Origin of the sequence: Draconibacterium sp. IB214405 (assembly GCF_033963885.1) — a bacterium.
Taxonomy (GTDB): domain Bacteria; phylum Bacteroidota; class Bacteroidia; order Bacteroidales; family Prolixibacteraceae; genus Draconibacterium.
Map to the genome: position 1 here is coordinate 290,134 of NZ_JAXBMA010000002.1, position 17,786 is coordinate 307,919.

The window sequence follows — 17,786 nt, forward strand, 5'->3', positions numbered from 1 at the left end:
GATGAAAAGTTTTTTGTTCTGCATATTGCTAATCTTCTGTAGTATCTTGATAGTTGCACAAGATGCTCATTTTTGGACCGAACAATATGGAACAGAATCTATGCTTTTAAGTAATTCGGTAATTGGAAGTGTTGATGATTTAGGTGCAGTTTATTACAACCCGGGAAGATTGGGCTTGATCGAAAATCCCGCATTTGTTATTACCGGCAAAATTTACCAGCTGAGTAAAACTTCATTTCAGAAACTTACAGGCGATACTCCAGATGCAACCATAAGGAGATCGCGATTCGGGGGAGCTCCCAGCTTAATGGCAGGAAGCTACAAAATTGATAAATGGAAAAAACATCATTTTGCGTATGCATTCTTAACTCGTAGGAATATCGATCTTTCGGTGAAGAGTTCAGTCGATTCCTTTGGCGATGAAATTGATGAATTGCCCGGCAATGAGTATTTAAGCGGAGGGATCGAATTAAATAAGCGATTAAAAGAAGAATGGTTTGGCGGAACGTGGTCTTATGTTCCAGTTCCTGATATTGGCTTGGGAGTTACCGGTTTTGCTACCGTGCACGACCAGGAAGCTTTTCAGCGTATGCAGCTTCAAACCTATACCGCTGAGGGAAATACAGAAATGTATTACAATTTTAAACGGTATGATTTCTCGCAGCTTGGATTACTCTTGAAATTTGGATTTGCCTGGGAGACGGATAAACTGTCGGTGGGATTAACCTTAACCACGCCAACCATGCATATTTTAGGAAAAGGGGCATTGGAGTATGAAAGATTTGGAACTTATTCTTCGAGTGGCGATCAAATTTATGAAAAGAACCAAAAAGAAAAACTAAAAGTCAGGTATCGTACGCCCCTGGCAATAGGAGGAGGACTTGGATATGATATTTTAGGCGGGAAATTGCATATCTCAGGCGAATATTACCATAAAATTAACCATTATACGATTATGGAAGGTGAGACCTTTTGGGGGCAAAGCAGTAATCGGGAAATTACACCTCTATTAAGCGATCATCTAAAAAGTATTTTTAATTATGGTTTTGGTTATAGTAGGGAGATAAACAAAACAATTAACTTTTATCTTAGCTACTCTTCAGATTACTCATCTGCTATTCAAAAATCCGATAATACTTATGATACAAATAATGGTTTAATGCTTTCTACACACACTTCAAAGGTAAATCATTGGGCCGGAGGAATTGTACTGGAACTTAACCGGTCGGATGTTACCTTTGGAGTAGCACATGCCATGTCGAAATTTCCAATAAGCAGACCTGTTGATTTTCCCGAGAACGTGGACCACGGACTGACGATAAATCCTGATGAGACCGCATTTATAAAATGGGAGCGGTGGCGTTTTATAGTTGGAATTTCAGTCTCTTTACTCGAAGATGTTGCAACAAGGCTGGAGAAGAAAGTTTTATCACCCGGAAAGGACAAATAGTTGAGTCTATTAGTTATTTTGAAAAAAAGATACTGACTTCTTCAGAAGTATTTATTTCCAATTGTTTTAACTCTCGAATAACTCACTTTCTCTATTGAATATTCTTTCAAAATTTCCTATTTTTAGTACTTATGTTTTCTTTTATTAGGCTAAATTATGTTGCGCACTAAACTACATCGTCCAAGCTTTGACTCCGATCTTATAACCAGGGAGGATTTGATTCAACAATTAAATCAAAACCGGCATAAACCACTTTTACCTGATATGTTAAATGAATTATAGGATGCCTTTGAGTTGCAGGAAACTAAAATATCGACTTGATTTATATCTGGATATCATAAGACTTTCTCTTGTGCAGGTCATTTTATTTTGGGGATTATCGGCATCGGTTTATGCACAGGATACCATTCCGTTTTCAGTGGCTCCTTCTGTCACGGCAATAGAACGTTTCACCTTGAATGATGGCCTTGCTTCCAATAACCTAAACGAAACATTCATCGATAGCAAGGGAAGAATGTGGGTAAATCCTGATGTTAATGTTGCAATACGATTCGGGTTACCCTTTTTTCAATTTGACGGCAGACAAAGCATTTTCTATGATCTTAAACCGGAACTGGATTCGGTGGGTAACAAAACCCCGGCCTGGTACATACTGGGTGAGACTAATGATGGATTTCTATTTGGCTCAGATCGTCGAAGCAAGGTCATGTTTTATTGGAATCCTGATACCCGGGAGCAGTACTTTTTTACTCTTGAAGGCAACAATGAAGTACTTCTTAACATGGTATCAGATCCGAATGGTGGTGTGTTGGTCCTAACGAAACAGTTCACAAATGAGCAGGATCTTTCAACGGGAACTTACCACGTTTACCGATTATTTGAAGGTCAAAAAAAACAGCTTGGTTTTATTCAACTCGATTTTAAGGATGACTTCATCCCGGGCAGGCCCTGGCGATTTACATACCCATTTGAGGTAGCTGGCGACCACGCATGGTTTTTTCATCAGCGCAAAGGATTGGTGAAGGTTGACCTAAAAGGTAATTCGTTAGAATACATGCCCTGGAGTGACTTTGAAGGTATTTCTGCCATTAAAAAACATCGCAACGACAAATCTGATATTAGTACTGAATGGAAGATGATTGGTATTGAAAAGGATAAATTATTGCTTTTTCTTGGACACCAAAATGGATTTTACACATTATTTAGCCAAAATAACAGCATTGAACCTAGTCTCAAACTGAACAATTTATTGTTACGTGAAAACGATGCAGAAGATATGTTAAAGGTATTCTTTGCAAAGGATAAGAAAAAGAACCTCTTCATCACATCAGGATATTTAAACCCTGGTGTTTTTCCTTTCACGGTTAAACACTATCAAGCGATTTTGAGGGATTTTGCCGGCAATTGGTATGATTATACAGAACTGATGCTTGAAATGAAAAATGGTGCAGGATTGGATTTTCATGCCATGGGAAGTTACTTCAGTTCCGACTTCCGCTACGAATTGGGATCAACAGTTTTAGATGAAGGCATGGCCATAATGGATTTGCAACCAGATCTGAAAATCGGCACCTTCTATCCTGCTCTGGGTTATGAATTGCGGTCCATTACAATTTTGGATTCTTCGACGCTCCTGGTAAATGAGGAAGGTTTGTTCAGGACGCTCAATCTTATTGATGGATCCTGGAAACGTCTGGAAGGAAGTAATACTAATACAAGGGCTTTGAATGGATTTGTACGGCATGAGGGCAAGGTATGGGCAGCCAAATATGTGTCATCTGATTCTCTCGGGTTACTTTCCATCAATCCCATCAACAATCAAATTGAATTTCTTCCCGTTGATGTGAAGACCAACAGGTTTTTTTTCCTTAATCACGAGGAAATAGCGTTGTTTTTTTATGAAGGTGTAGTAAATGAGGAAACAGCGTATTTTTTTGATGAAGGTCAATTAGTTACCTCCGGACAACTCTATCTATACAATATTGAAACGAAGACGAAAAGATTCTTCATGTACAACAATAAGCCATTCAGTGTTGGAGATAAGGTACGTGATATCTTTTTTGCAAGTGATAGCACCCTATGGTTGGGTGCTGCTAATGGTCTGTGGCAGATTGAAATCTCTGAGGACAAAATCAAGAATGTTAAGCATTTTGAAGAGTTAATCGATGTCAATATTATTTGTATTCATCAGGTAGAGGATGGGAAACTTTGGTTAGGAACCGTTAAATCCGGAGTCATCATTTTTAATCCTGAAACCAAAGACATTAAGCAGATTTCAGAAGCATCCGGGTTAGCAAATAATCGGGTAGTGAGCATTTTGAATGATGATGAAATGAATAGGTGGGTGGCTACCCAAAATGGTATTAGCGTTATTGATTGTGAGGGAAATGTATTGTTTTCTTTGAAAGAGTCTGATGGGCTGGCTAATGATCATTTCCGTCACTCATCTTTTCACAAACTTTCAGATGGCCGGTTAGTCTTTGGGGGAATTTCAGGTATTAGCATTTTAGATCCTAAATTCATACTGAGCAGACTGGAACAAAGTAGAGAATATTCTATATATATCACGGAAATTAAACATTTTAGTTCTGATGAAAATAAGGATGTTGTTTATCCATGTTCCGATGTTCAAAAATGCCCCGTTCCTATTCCGGCGGAAAAACGGTATTTATATTTGGATTTTGCTATTTCAAAATATACCGATCTACAAGATTGCTCCTACAACTACCGTATTTTGCCTTCAGAATACACCAGTAAGCAAGACTCTTTAATTCCCTGGATAAATTTGGGGGCAGAATCTCAGGTAACCATCACTAACCTGCCGGCGGGCGACCATATTGTTCAAATTCGTGGTGGTCATCGACATTTAAGTCAACTGGCAGCTCCTTTGGAAATACCAATTCATGTTCATGAATTTTTCTATCGCACCTGGTGGTTCTACTTGCTGGTAGCTCTTGCTGTTATCTCAATTATGTTGATTTGGATACGGCGAATACAGACAGAAAAATTACGGCTGGAAATTGAAGTGGATCACAGAACAGATCAAATTCAAAAAGATAAAGCGACCATTGAGCAACAGGCCTTGCAATTAAAAGAACTGGATCAGGCCAAGACTCGTTTCTTCACCAACATCTCGCATGAGTTTCGAACACCGCTCACCGTGATTCTCGGATTAATAGAGCAAAATGTTGATCAGGCACGTATGAGAAAACTGATCAAGAGAAATGCCGGACTTTTGATGAATTTGGTCAATCAGATACTTGATCTAAGAAAGTTGGAATCCGGCAGTATGAATACCCGGTTTATCCAGGGTAATGTGACGGGCCATCTTCAGTATATTCTGGAATCATTTCATTCGTTGGCTGAAGATAAAGGGGTATTGCTGAGTTTTGAAGGACCACAACAACAAGTTGTGCTCGACTATGATCCGGAGAAATTGCTACATATCTTCTCCAATTTGCTGGTGAATGCCATAAAATTCACTCCCGAAGGTGGGGCTGTAAGAATGGTATTGGAAGTACATAAGGATTCCAACATCCCATTTTACCAGGTTACTGTCGCTGATACCGGATCTGGAATTCCGGAGGAAAAACTTTCCCACATCTTTGATCGTTTCTACCAGGTGGATGATGAAGTAAGCAGAACGGGAAGTGGAACTGGGATTGGCTTGACTTTGGTGAAGGAGCTTGTAAAACTGTTGAATGGAGAAATTGATGTTGAAAGCCGGCCCGGAAAAGGGACCACCTTTAACGTGAAACTGCCAATCACGAACCAGGCAGATTTTGAAAAGGAAGAACACCAATTCCCTGTAAATGAGGTTCAGCTTCCTGAAACATGGTCTTCCGACTCGTATCATATAAGCAGATCTGAAGATTCAACACTTCCACACTTGCTGGTAGTGGAGGACAATGCTGACGTCGCAGAGTATCTTGCCACATGTCTTAAGGATGCATACCAATTATCATTTGCTGCCGATGGGCAGGCGGGTATTGATATTGCGCTTCAGAACGTACCGGATATTATCATTAGCGATGTTATGATGCCCAAAGTTGATGGTTTTGAATTATGCAATACCCTTAAAACTGATGTTATCACCAGTCACATACCTATTGTGATGTTGACGGCAAAGGCTGACATAGAATCACGGATAACAGGGTTAGAGCACGGGGCAGATGCATACCTGGCTAAACCGTTTGATAAAAGAGAATTGGAGGTACAGCTTAAAAACCTGCTCATTATTCGTCAAAAGATGCGGCAGCGATATGCCAGCCTGCAGGATCTGGAACCAACAGAAGATGCAGCCCTATTAAAGGAAGACGAATTTATCATTCGTGTTCGGCAGAAGATTCTGGCCAATATGACTGAGGAAAGTTTTGGCATACCGGAATTGTGTAAACAGGTGGGTTTGAGTCGCTCGCAATTACACAACAAGATCAAATCACTTACCGGCCGGTCTACCTCCCATTTCATTCGCCTTGTACGGGTAGAAAAAGCATGTCAGCTCTTGCTTGAATCAGAATTAAATGTAAGCCTGATTGCCTATGAAGTAGGCATTGAAAGCGTTTCCTATTTTTCGAGAATTTTTAAGGAAGAAACCGGATCTTCTCCAAGTGAATACCAGGCAAAATATCAATCATAAGAGAGAACGATATACCTCCAAAAGAAATAAAATCCATTAGTCTACTTTTTGCATCCCTCTTAATTCAAATTAAGACAATAGGTACAACATTCGGACAATAGGATAACCCCTATTTGAGCTCTCATTCGGATCTTTGCATTACCGATAAAAGTATGAGATCGGATAGGTTCAATGTAGTTGAGTAAATATATTGAACATATCAAGATAAACCATCTCACAATTCGGTTGCAAAAAATAACATCATTTAAAACAGGACCATGGATTTTCTAAGAGCACGATTGACCAGACCTATTTTAAACTCAAATTTTCTTAAAAGAGAAAGAATTACGTCTGTTCTGAACCGGAACAAATCAAAAGCACTCAGCCTTATCATTGCAGCAGCAGGGTATGGTAAAAGTATTACGGTAAGCCAATGGTTAGACCAACTTGATGAGAAATATTGCTGGATAGATTTGGGTGAAAACTGTAATGAATTCAAAGTATTTGTGGAATATATTATTGAAGCAGTAAAAACAGTGTTTCCTGACTTACTTGTGGAGAGCTTGAAAATGATAAATTCTCAGGAGGTTGATTCTCACAAAATAATAACAGAGAGTGTAATTTCTGAATTACTCGATGTAAAAGAAGATTTTTATATCGTGCTTGATGATTATCATTTAGTTCACAACTCAAACATCCATTATTTAGTTGAGATGATCCTGAAGTATCTCTCACCAAAAATCCATATGGTTATAATCAGCCGAAATGATCCGTCGCTTAAAGTTAGTCACCTTTTTGCTTACGATAATGCCTGCGAAATTCGAGGGAAAGACCTTCGTTTCACTGAAGAAGAGATTGCTGAGTTATCGGAACAGGTTTATAACAATAAATTGAATGCAGAACAGATAAGTTCGGTGTTGTTTACCACCGAAGGGTGGATTATTGCTGTGCGGCTACATTTAAAAATTCTTTCAGAAGGTTTAGATTTATCGGCAAGTCTTGCAGAACTACAGAACAAGCAGGAAAGCTTAATGGAACACATGCTTCATGAGGTGATAACTACCGAGCAAGATGATATTTTTAAAGGTTTATTGCTGGCATCTGTGTCAGAGAGATTTACTGTAGATCTTATTGTTCGCTTAATGGAGAGCGATACGACAAATAATACTTTTGATGCTAATTTGTTCCGAAATAGATTTAAAGAGACATTGAAAAATTCAATGTTTATTTATGCAATTGACCATGAGAAAAAATGGTATCGTTTTCATCGTCTGGTGCACGATTTGATGTGCAAGAAGATAAAACAAAGGTATTGCGGAAGCCAAATTAAAAAGTTTTATATCGAGGCAAGCAGATATTTTGAAGCGATACATTCGTATGAAGAAGGATTGCAGACTGCGTTGTTCGGAGAAGATGTGGACTTTGCTATATCGATTATCATCTCGAATTACAATATTTTATTAGATTCTGAACAGTTTCAGCGACTAGGATCATGGTTAAATATGTTGCCTGTGGGTACGGTAGAAACACACCCCGAGTTGCTTGTGATAAGGGCTGCATTACGAGAGGCTAAATATGATCTTCATGGGCTGGCCAGCGACCTTGAAATCTTAGGAAAGATCATAAACCCACTTGATAAAGATACTGAGGAAGGAAGGCGTATATTAGGCGGCTATTACGCATTTTCTGCCGGTAGTTTCTTTTTTTCAAGAGACTATGAACGAGCTCTTGAAATGGCAGATGAAGCACTCCCTTTATTGAAAGAAAACTATACCTATCTGCTTAGTTATACTATCATTATGAGGTCTATGACACTGCAGATTTTAGGCAGTGGCGATGAAGCGAATAAACTTACTGATAGTTACCTTGAAGCGTTGCCCGAAGGAAACCGTATTGCCATTTTACGAGCACATCTGTGTAATACCTTCGTCAAATCCATGCAAGGCAAAATTGATAAAATATCGGTTTCTGCCAACCTTATCATAGAACTTAGCCGGGAGAATAAGAAATGGGTGACCTATGCCATGGCAAACTATTATCTGGCTGCATCGAATTACTACAGAAACAAGAAGGAAGGAGTGCTTTCAATTTACCAGGATTCGCGAAAGAACGGATTTGCCGGTCGTCCGAATTTTATACTTCAAACCGGTTTTTTTGCTGCACTTCAAATGCATTCTGAAAATGATAGTGACGGCTTTAAACAGATCATAGCTGAGTTGTATAGTTATATCCGAAAGTTTAATAAGAGTGATTTCCGGAATATAATTACTGCCTTTGAGCTGGAACATGAATTGATGCATGGTGATTTGGAGAAGGCACGCGAACTTGCAACACATGTCGATTTTAGCGATTATCCCTCTATATTTTACTTTTATGTACCGTCGCTTACAAAAATAAAGTTAATGCTTGCTGATCCCGACAACTGGGATGTTGAAGAAACCAGGGTTGAACTCGAGGAACTGATTCAGCGAAAAGAAAAACTGCATTTGAATCATTTACTGGTGCAGGCTTATCCTTTATTGGCAATATGGCATAACCGGTATGGAGATAAGGAAGAGGCATTGTTTAACCTTCGAAAAACTATAAGCCTTGCAGAAGAAGGCGGTTTTGTACGAATCTTCCTTGATTTGGGAGAGGAGATGCATAGTCTCTTTGATGCACTCGAATCAAGAGAAAAGAGAACACCTTTTATTGATAAAATACTTAACGGTTTCCACTACAATTATGGACGAGATGTTCAGCCGGCAATTGTTAAACCAAATAAAAAGCAAAAAGAAGTTAGTAAGAACTCAATAGTAACACCGAGGGAGACAGAAATTTTACAACTAATTGTAAAGGGACACTCCAATAAAGAAATTGCAGATTTATTATTTCTGTCTTTAGGAACGATCAAAACATATGCCTACAGTATTTATCAGAAAATAGAAGTGAAGAATAGGGTTGAAGCTATTAATAAAGCTTATGAGATGGGTATTGTCACAAGTATGGTATAAGTTTCATCTTGAATATTAGATAATTAGCCTAGTAAGTCATTTGTTATACAAAGTTTGGAGACTACATGGGGAGGGACAGTTTCCTTTGTTTTATATCCCTGCACCACAATAGATGTGTGCAGGGATTTTTCTTTATTCTGCCACTCAACTCAATCTTTGATTATTACCTGATAGATATGCATTGATTGTTATTTGCTGGTATAAGTTTTCTGTGCCCTTAATTGCGATAATATTTTTGACTAAAGTCAGATGTTTTCAAGTGATTCGTACTTCAAAATCTGACTTTTATCTGACCAAAGTGGATTGATTCATAGGGGATTATGGTTGTACTTTTACTCTTGGTAATTCAATTAGATATTTTGGGATGGACAAGTTCAATTTCGATATTCAGATTATTGATTCAGTTTTTATTCAGGGACTGATTGATGATCATGTGTATTTGCAGATTGTCATATCTATTTTCAGAATCACTAATGAACCTCAAGATTAATATAAAGAGTTGAAAAAGTTAAAGATTAAATCTTGCTAAAAATGTATATGAAACAAAGTGTGTTAAAGCTAAAATCAATCCAATATTTAGTCGTTGGATTATTGCTATTGGTAACAACGATTGCAACAGCACAACAGCCGGCAAATAGTTCTTTACCAGAAACATTAGTAAGCGAAGTTGAGTCGCTGGTTGATAAGGATAAAGACAGACTAATAGAAACCTTCAAAGACATTCATCAAAATCCTGAACTGGGCTTTATGGAAGTACGCACAGCCGGAATCGTTGCAAAAGAACTTCAGAAACTTGGTTATGAAGTGAAAACCGGAATCGCAAAAACCGGGGTGGTAGGCATTTTAAAGAATGGCAACGGTCCTGTTGTTATGTTTCGTGCCGATATGGATGCCATTGCAGCAGAAGAACATACCGGATTGCCTTATGCCAGTACTACAAGAGTAACCAATAATGAAGGAGAAGAAGTGCCGGTTGCTCATTTGTGCGGACATGATGCGCATACCACCTGGATGCTGGGGCTGGCTAAAGTCATGGCAGAACTAAAAGACAAGTGGAGTGGAACATTGGTTGTAGTTGGTCAGCCCGCAGAAGAATTGATAGAAGGTGCTTCCGCGATGGTAAGTGATGGCCTTTATACCACACATGGTGTACCTGAACCGGATTATCTTATTGGAACGCATACCCTTCCTGTTCCAACGGGTTTGGTTGTTTGTTCTGGTGGTGTTTTAATGGCCGGTACAGAGCAGCTCGATGTTACGTTTTACGGACAAAGTTCCCATGGTTCTTCACCACAATTCTCTAAAGACGCAGGGTTAATGGCTGCTTATGCTATCGTACAATACCAGGCTATTATCGCGCGGGTGTTGGATCCAAGAGACCCGGGAGTAATAACCGTGGGTGCTATTCATGCTGGAGTAGAAAATAATACCATACCCGGGTTGGCAGAATTGAAACTCAATTTCAGGTTCTTTAAGGAAGAGGTTCGCGATCAGCTTTTCAGGGGGGTGGATGCCATTAATAAAGGGATTGCACGCACCTACGGGATGCCTGAAGATAAACTGCCAACGATAGTACGAAAAGGGTATTCTGCTCCTTTGGTGAATGACAAAGATTTTGTAGATGAGTTATCAACCAGTTTAAAGGGATCGAGCCTTGTTGAGACTCAAAATGTGATCACTGATTTTCCTGCAGTTACGGGTTCTGAAGACTGTCATATGCTCGTGCATGGAATAGAAGGCGTTAAAGTGGCCTATGTTCCAATAGGTACTGCACCTCCTGATGTTTACGCCAAAGCTAAAGAAGAAGGAAAAGCAATTCCTTTTGCCCAGCATCAGGCAGAATATATGGTGGATTTAAATGCCATCCCATTTGGCACTAAAGTAGCCGCATTGATGGCTCTGACTCCATTGATTAAATAACCATAACAATAAAAATAGTATCATGAAAAATTTAAGAATTAATCGTAGAACATTTGTAAGCATTGTTGCGCTTTTGTTGACTTTGACAATACAAGCGCAGGATTCTGAATTGAACTTATTAAAAGAATCCGGAGCCGGTAAATTATATGAAACGAACGGCTTTCTGGTGCCGGTATTAACCGGTTCCTCAAAAGAAATGGGCGAGCAATATGGCACCCTGATGGGTGACTATCTGCAAAAAGCATGGGATATTGTTGTTCAACCAGGTGTTAAGGCTGGCGCCATAACGGATGAAGTAATGGAACAAGTGACTCAAAGGGCTTACTCTACAGCATCGACTCGGAACAAGCTGTTTTATGAGGGGGTGGCTGAAGGCAGCGGATGGTCCCTCAATAAAGTTTGTATGCTGGATCAGGTGATGGAATTTGGAATTTACCAATCAAAGATTCATTCATTCGCCGGATGCACTTCCATTATGTCATGGGGTGGGCATTCAACTGATGGTGGTATGTACACAGGCCGTAATATGGATTGGAGTGAAGAGTTTTGTAAATTCCCAACAGTGCTGACTGTTCGCTGCCCTAACGACGGGTCCTACAAATTTGCCACTACCGGTTGGCCCGGAATGTACTGTGCTTTTACCGCTATAAACGAGCATGGCGTATATCTTGATGTGCATGACGGAACTAGCATGGGAGGTTCACTGGTTTATTTCAATAGACCGTCCATACTGAACAGCCTTACTGATCTGATGAGCGAATCTGCTTCATTTTCTGCCCTTGTATCCAAATTGAACGGTATGCAAAACAGTACTTCAATGATTCTTTCAGTAGCTGATGAAAACGGGGCTGGTTCAATGGAATGCTCTTCTTTGGGAGGGAATCGTCTTCGTTCTCCTGAAGGAGAATCAATGGCAGTTGTAAATACTTTCCTGGGAGATAATTGGGGTTTGGGAAAACGCGAGACCGTAAGTAACTCATTGCGACGTTATGCAAACATGACAGATCGCCTGGCTGAAAACAAAGGCAAAGTGGATGCACAAGTTGTTCGTGACATAATGGACCTTCGAATATTTAATCCCGATGGATCTTTTGCAGAAAATGGTGGTGCAACAAAACCTGCTAAACAGGATGCTGATTTAACCAATTACCAAATGGTTTGTGATGTGAAAAATCGTCAGGTTTGGCTAAAAATACCGGTACCAGATTATTTCGCTGATTGGACTAAGATTGATTTGAATAAGCTTTGGGGAGATAATGAATAAAAAATCCATTCAAAGGAGTGGCAACATTAACAATAATTAAATTTTAAAAAAATGGAAAAAATTGATAAGAATCTTATCGTAAAAGATGTAAAACATGTAAAAGATTCAAATGGTGGCAGCTTATACAAAATTGGGCCACTTGATCTTATAGTATTGAATGGGACCTATAAAGAAATGGGCCGTCAGTATGGCGAACTGGCAAAAGAAAAAATGGTTGCAACACGCGACTACTGGAAAAAGGTATTCATGGATTCCGGTAAACTTACTTTTGAGAGTATAATGGAGGTGATTGGAACCCCCTTTTATACATCTGCACCAAAAACTCTGAAAGATCTCTATTCCGGCGTCGCCGAAACATCCGGGCTCAGCCTTAATGAAGTGGTAATTATGGACAATTGGATTATGCTGATTCTTCTCGGCAGACGAGCAGGCTGTTCTTCACTCGTTGCTTGGGGTAGTAAAACTGTTGATGGTACTGCTTATATGGGACGTAATCTCGACTTCCCGAATTTTGCACGGGAATTAATTGTTAAAACAGGTATTATTACTGTGCTTAATCCTGTGGGTGGTGATTTTGGTGTTGCCGGAATGGGCATCGCCGGAACACTCGCTGGATACAATGATCAGATGAACAGTGAAGGATTGTACACTGAATTCAATAACGGAATTGGATCAATTGAACCAGTAACTTATTCCAACCGTTTTGATCTGCCTATTTACGTAAACCAAACTCTTCAGAAGTTTAGTAAAATTGAAGAATTGAAGGTGGTATTCAATACCGTAAAAGCTAATTACCCCTGTATTTTAGGTGTATGTCAGCCTGACCAGGGTGCGCACTTTGAATTATCACCGGAAACTTATGCAGTACATGTTTCTGATGAGTATTCTTTACGCGCTAATCAATTTATGTCTCCATCATGGGGCATCCCTAATCTTCCAGGTGCCACGGGATGGTATACGAAACCACGTATAGAAGCATGGCACGAGGCATTTAAGGCAACTGGGAAGTCAAAATTTGATGAAACCGTATTTATGGAAGTGATGAACGCTCCCATGTGGAACGATGATGGTTCATTGACAGGAACTGGATTTTCCGTGTTTGAAGCTGGACAAGAACGTTCAGCAGGAGGTGGCGAAAGTGGTGATGTAACGATGTATCAGATTATCACACATTCTGCTGAGCTGAAATGGTGGGTTAGAATTCCAACATTTACAGGTTGGCTGGAGATAGACTTTAAAAAGTATTTCAAATAGTGATAATCATGACACAATTTAAATCATTTGTATTTGACGGAAAAAATTCGGCTCGTAAAGCGCTGGATAAATTAGAAGAAACTGACAATTCTTTTCTTTGGTTGGAAGAAGGAGATGTGGCAGAAATCTCAGTAAATAAAAAAGGCAATTACCGTGTGCACAGCACCTGGGCTCAGGATAGTACAAATGTCCCGGGAGGGATCGGTTTTGGTGCGCTTCTGGGAGGCATGCTGGGAGTCCTTTTTGGACCGGTAGGATTAATTGCCGGAGCTGCATATGGAGGCACAATTGGTGGATTGATCGGAGCAGCAGATAACATCGATTTCGATGATCCGGTGTTGGATGATTTTGCTGCCTCTTTACTACCCGATACATCAGCACTGATTATTTTGGGTGAAGATGTAACTATCGCCGAATTTACAGGAGAACTGGAGGAATATGAAGCAAAAGTATTCGAAACGGAACTCGACAAGGAAGTAATAGCGGCATTAAAAAATGAGCTTAAAAAAGCCAATAAATAAGTATCAGAAAGTGTTGCTTATCAGGCATCATTTCGGATATCAAAATCATCTTAAAAATAAGGAAATGAGTACAAAAAAACAGATTGAAAAGTCGGAATGGCAAGAACGACTGGATGCATTCTCATCTGGTAATAAAGAGCGTTTATGTACGATTGAGGCAAGTGGTTCAACATTAGGAGAAAGCATACCTATTGAAAGCGTTAATTATGATCCAGTCGGTAAAGGTGATGATCTGATTATTACTCTCCAAGGTTCAACACACACCGTATTTTCTCCGTCAAAACTTTTTATTACAAAACAAGAAAACGGAGTGGTGTCTGAGTTAGAAATTGTGGATAAGCATCGGAAATCGACGATTGTTAGGTTCGTATAAGTTTAACTAAACAAAATAAAATATCATGGAAAAATTGAAGACATACAGATGGTTGATCTTGTTAAAAGGGATAATATTCATTTTACTTTCATTTTTCATATTTCGTTACCCGGTTGAGAGCCTGGTTGGCCTGGCGTTTTATATCGGAATCAGCCTATTGGTTACAGGGGTATTCCTGATAATTGCCGCTCTCGCAATTCGTAAAGTAGACGATAGCTGGGGATGGAAGCTGGCAGAAGGTATTATTGATTTATTACTGGCACTGATGTTTCTGTCAAATCCGGCTGTTACGGCTGCAGTACTGCCATTTGTTTTAGGTTTCTGGATGATGGTTTATGGTGTAATTATTTTCATAGGAGCTTTTAAAATAAAGAAGAGTGGTGATTCGTATTGGTGGGTATCGTTACTGTCAGGAATGCTCACGGTCGTTATAGGATATTTTATCACAGCTAACTTGTTGGTTGGAGCAATTGCAATTACAGTTTGGATTGGCTTAGGCATATTGTTATGTGGAATTTTTAATGTTACCCTCTTTTTTATATCCCGCAAATAGCGACCAATCGAATTTTCAATAATTGATTAAACTATAAAACTATGAAAGTAAAAATTATGACTTTAAAAAGCGCCTGTATCCTATTTGCTGCGTTAATATTTGTTGGACTTGGGGCATGTAAAACAAAAACATCAAATGATAAAGAGCAACTGTCAGTTGAAGAAGATATTTGGGTAGTTGAGGAGTACGAAATAAGTGATCTCCCATTAACAAGTGAGTCACCTATTGCAATGAACACTTCTTTTGAAGGTAATGTGGATCCGGTTGATGAAGAGGATGCACTGTTAGAGGAAGAAGAAATTGATGAGGCAATTGCAGAAGAAGCGGTTGAACTGGAAGAAGAAGCAGAACTTGAAGAAATGTATGAAATCGCAACCCTTGAGTACTTGATAGATATGATTGAAGAACAAGAGTATGAGGCTGAAGAAATAGTAGATGTAAGTGAACTGGTTGTGCCATTGGAAGAAACTCAAACAGTGGTAGGCTTTAATAAAAAAGGGGAAGAAAAAAATGCTTTTCAGGTTATAAGTGACCAAGAGACCGGGGAAATTGAGCAAGTCATTTTTACTGATAAAAAACATCACGACGAATATGATGTAAGTGTTGGGATGACAGTAAAGGAAGTCAAAAAGCTGAGAAGAGAACTAAAGCATATGGTGCATAAGGATAAAGCCTTTTTGTATGATGAAAATTCAAATGTCATGTACCTTCTCGATTCACAAAACCTGGAAGGTGATGAAATAACTGAAGCGGATATAGAGAATATGGAAGTTTCTGCCTTAATCTGGAAGGATAAAAAGCATCATAAAAGATAAAAGTAGAATTATCTCGAGAGTATCAAAACTCATAGGCAACTCAAAAATATAGATAGATCCCAGCTGAATCTTTAATAAACTTTTGGGAGAGTCGCTAGCAATTTGAACTTGGATAGTACGATAGAACTTGACTGGAAAGAATTCAAATGAGAAGTTATAAAACTCTATTTTTCATGGCATTGTTGATTACCTCACAGCTTCATTCCATGGCTCAGAATAGCACAGACAAATGGGATAATGAGCTGTGGACTGGTGCCCGGCTGGTTATGGGACAATCAAAATGGATTTATTCTGTTGAATATCAGACCCGGTTTTCCCAGGATATGAGACAGTTGGACAGATGGTATCTTGAAGGTGCCGCAAGATACCTGGCCGGGAACCACTTTGAAATAGTCCCGGATTTTAGGTATTCGATTCGTACATCTGCAAATGAGTGCCGATTCGGAACAGGAGTAATCTATAAAACAATGTTCAAAAGGTTACGATTCATCAATCAGTTTAAAGCACAAATTGACATACCGGTTGGGAAATCTACATCTTATGGAATAAGAAATATTATATACTTCAATTATCTTCTCAATGAAAAATGGACCCCCTACATTGGGGGAGGGCCTTTATACAGGATCGGAGAAAGATACACCGGTTTTGAAGTAATTAGGTTCGGAGGCGGATTTCACTACAAGATAGATCCCAAGCATCTTGTGAGTTTGAATTATTATGTCGGTTCGAGGGATACAGGAGAAGAAATCTTATGGAATGGAGTTCTATTTATTCAATTTACATTCACCTTAAATAAAGAATTTAGATATGTGCCTGCCAAAACAATAGATTTCTGATCATTAAATAATAGCCTTCTTAAGTAATAATCTCTTATCATGAAAAAACAGAACAAATACTAACTTAATATATCTGCTAAAATGATAAATCAAATCTTAATCGGTTCTGTTATAATAGTCATCGTTAGCTTAATACATCTTTGGGCGACAAAAATCTCAATTCATATAATTAGAAGATCAAAATCAGGTCCGGCCATAATAGGAAGAATCCGAAACTTTATTTGGCTCGATAGTATTGTACTTCTGCTGATTCTTACCTCATTACTTGAGTCAATAATTTGGGCCGTATGCTACGTGAAGTTAGCGGCTTTTGAGCATTTTGAAGAAGCGGTCTATTTTTCTATAGTTACATTCACAACTCTTGGATATGGCGACATCACTTTAGATGTTAATTGGAGAATACTGGCTTCATTAGAGGCAGCGTCAGGAATTATAGTATTTGGTTGGTCAACTGCAATTGTAATGGGAGCTATCCAAAATATTATTTTGAATAAGAAGAATTAGTTGGATAATAGTTAGAACTTAAAACAACAATTTATGACAACTTTAACTGAGAATGTACAAGATATAAAACACGATACCGAGTCGTTGATTGGCGATTATCTGAAGTTGTTTTCGATAAAACAGTCAGAAAAAGTAGCTTTACTTTTAGGTGTTTTCGTTTCGATTTTTGTTATAGCCATTCTGTTTTTTATGGTTATTATATTTTGTTCGCTAGCCTTGGCAACTATTTTTAATAATTTATTGGTAGGCGAAGTTGCAGGCTATTGGATTATTGGAGGATCTTTTTTTGTAACTATTTTGATTATAGGGATCAGAATCATAGCTTTCAAAAAACCAATTTTCGCCAACTTGTTTCTTAAGTTTATTGTAGCTGTTTTTGATATCGACCTTCAACACAAAACACTAAAAGGAGCAAAAGCAGAAATATTGAATGTGCATGGAATAATTGAAATGAAAAAGGATAAGTTGAAAGTGGATTCACAAATGTTTCGGTATATTTTAATGGAGTCTTTTTTCAGAGAGTTTTTTGGATTATTCAAATCGAAGAAGAAAAATGAAAGCATTGATGATAATCTTTGAAATGGTTTTGAAAACAAAAGACCAGCAAACAGAAAAATAAGATTGTTACTCTTGTGTCGTCGATCAGGCTAAGACTCGATTTCTTATGAATAATTGATAATAATTG

General features: G+C 38.7%; 13 protein-coding genes. All 13 read left to right on the plus strand.

The features are described from left to right. The first annotated feature begins 100 nt into the window (after positions 1-100). The 13 genes from SLH46_RS07560 to SLH46_RS07620 all read left to right on the plus strand — a co-directional run bounded on the left by SLH46_RS07560 (position 101) and on the right by SLH46_RS07620 (position 17,680). The gene (locus SLH46_RS07560; RefSeq protein WP_320280565.1) at positions 101-1,450 is read left to right on the plus strand and encodes a hypothetical protein; all 1,350 of its coding nucleotides are present in this window, start codon (positions 101-103) and stop codon (positions 1,448-1,450) included. Between the two features lie 283 nt (positions 1,451-1,733). Further along, complete coding sequence (locus SLH46_RS07565) at positions 1,734-6,089, plus strand: hybrid sensor histidine kinase/response regulator transcription factor (RefSeq protein ID WP_320280566.1); 4,356 nt, start codon at positions 1,734-1,736, stop codon at positions 6,087-6,089. 257 nt (positions 6,090-6,346) lie between these two features. Then, a complete protein-coding gene (locus SLH46_RS07570) occupies positions 6,347-9,061 on the plus strand; it encodes a LuxR C-terminal-related transcriptional regulator (RefSeq protein ID WP_320280567.1) in 2,715 nt (904 codons plus the stop codon). 531 nt (positions 9,062-9,592) lie between these two features. Beyond that, the gene (locus SLH46_RS07575) at positions 9,593-10,981 is read left to right on the plus strand and encodes an amidohydrolase (RefSeq protein ID WP_320280568.1); all 1,389 of its coding nucleotides are present in this window, start codon (positions 9,593-9,595) and stop codon (positions 10,979-10,981) included. A gap of 22 nt (positions 10,982-11,003) precedes the next feature. After that, a complete protein-coding gene (locus SLH46_RS07580; RefSeq protein ID WP_320280569.1) occupies positions 11,004-12,245 on the plus strand; it encodes a C45 family peptidase in 1,242 nt (413 codons plus the stop codon). 51 nt (positions 12,246-12,296) lie between these two features. After that, positions 12,297-13,499, plus strand: a complete 1,203-nt coding sequence (locus SLH46_RS07585; protein ID WP_320280570.1) for a C45 family autoproteolytic acyltransferase/hydolase — start codon at positions 12,297-12,299, stop codon at positions 13,497-13,499. Positions 13,500-13,507: 8 nt separating this feature from the next. Then, positions 13,508-14,020 (plus strand): DUF1269 domain-containing protein, encoded by a 513-nt coding sequence (locus tag SLH46_RS07590; RefSeq protein WP_320280571.1) that lies wholly within the window; start codon positions 13,508-13,510, stop codon positions 14,018-14,020. A 64-nt stretch (positions 14,021-14,084) separates the two neighbouring features. Continuing rightward, positions 14,085-14,393, plus strand: coding sequence for a DUF5335 family protein (locus tag SLH46_RS07595; protein ID WP_320280572.1), 309 nt, complete (start codon positions 14,085-14,087; stop codon positions 14,391-14,393). A 25-nt stretch (positions 14,394-14,418) separates the two neighbouring features. Further along, complete coding sequence (locus SLH46_RS07600) at positions 14,419-14,946, plus strand: HdeD family acid-resistance protein (protein ID WP_320280573.1); 528 nt, start codon at positions 14,419-14,421, stop codon at positions 14,944-14,946. 41 nt (positions 14,947-14,987) lie between these two features. Beyond that, positions 14,988-15,761 (plus strand): hypothetical protein, encoded by a 774-nt coding sequence (locus SLH46_RS07605; protein WP_320280574.1) that lies wholly within the window; start codon positions 14,988-14,990, stop codon positions 15,759-15,761. Positions 15,762-15,907: 146 nt separating this feature from the next. Further along, the gene (locus SLH46_RS07610; protein WP_320280575.1) at positions 15,908-16,597 is read left to right on the plus strand and encodes a DUF2490 domain-containing protein; all 690 of its coding nucleotides are present in this window, start codon (positions 15,908-15,910) and stop codon (positions 16,595-16,597) included. Positions 16,598-16,678: 81 nt separating this feature from the next. Further along, positions 16,679-17,101, plus strand: coding sequence for a potassium channel family protein (locus SLH46_RS07615; protein WP_320280576.1), 423 nt, complete (start codon positions 16,679-16,681; stop codon positions 17,099-17,101). A gap of 33 nt (positions 17,102-17,134) precedes the next feature. Next, positions 17,135-17,680: a hypothetical protein gene (locus tag SLH46_RS07620; protein ID WP_320280577.1), complete on the plus strand. Its 546-nt coding sequence runs from the start codon at positions 17,135-17,137 to the stop codon at positions 17,678-17,680. Positions 17,681-17,786: the final 106 nt, after the last annotated feature.

Excerpts from the sequence above, each read along its gene's own strand:
- SLH46_RS07560 (WP_320280565.1), top strand. The coding sequence starts at position 101 with ATGCTTTTAAGTAATTCGGTAATTGGAAGTGTTGATGATTTAGGTGCA.
- SLH46_RS07565 (WP_320280566.1), top strand. The coding sequence starts at position 1,734 with ATGCCTTTGAGTTGCAGGAAACTAAAATATCGACTTGATTTATATCTG.
- SLH46_RS07570 (WP_320280567.1), top strand. The coding sequence starts at position 6,347 with ATGGATTTTCTAAGAGCACGATTGACCAGACCTATTTTAAACTCAAAT.
- SLH46_RS07575 (WP_320280568.1), top strand. The coding sequence starts at position 9,593 with ATGTATATGAAACAAAGTGTGTTAAAGCTAAAATCAATCCAATATTTA.
- SLH46_RS07580 (WP_320280569.1), top strand. The coding sequence starts at position 11,004 with ATGAAAAATTTAAGAATTAATCGTAGAACATTTGTAAGCATTGTTGCG.
- SLH46_RS07585 (WP_320280570.1), top strand. The coding sequence starts at position 12,297 with ATGGAAAAAATTGATAAGAATCTTATCGTAAAAGATGTAAAACATGTA.
- SLH46_RS07590 (WP_320280571.1), top strand. The coding sequence starts at position 13,508 with ATGACACAATTTAAATCATTTGTATTTGACGGAAAAAATTCGGCTCGT.
- SLH46_RS07595 (WP_320280572.1), top strand. The coding sequence starts at position 14,085 with ATGAGTACAAAAAAACAGATTGAAAAGTCGGAATGGCAAGAACGACTG.
- SLH46_RS07600 (WP_320280573.1), top strand. The coding sequence starts at position 14,419 with ATGGAAAAATTGAAGACATACAGATGGTTGATCTTGTTAAAAGGGATA.
- SLH46_RS07605 (WP_320280574.1), top strand. The coding sequence starts at position 14,988 with ATGAAAGTAAAAATTATGACTTTAAAAAGCGCCTGTATCCTATTTGCT.
- SLH46_RS07610 (WP_320280575.1), top strand. The coding sequence starts at position 15,908 with ATGAGAAGTTATAAAACTCTATTTTTCATGGCATTGTTGATTACCTCA.
- SLH46_RS07615 (WP_320280576.1), top strand. The coding sequence starts at position 16,679 with ATGATAAATCAAATCTTAATCGGTTCTGTTATAATAGTCATCGTTAGC.
- SLH46_RS07620 (WP_320280577.1), top strand. The coding sequence starts at position 17,135 with ATGACAACTTTAACTGAGAATGTACAAGATATAAAACACGATACCGAG.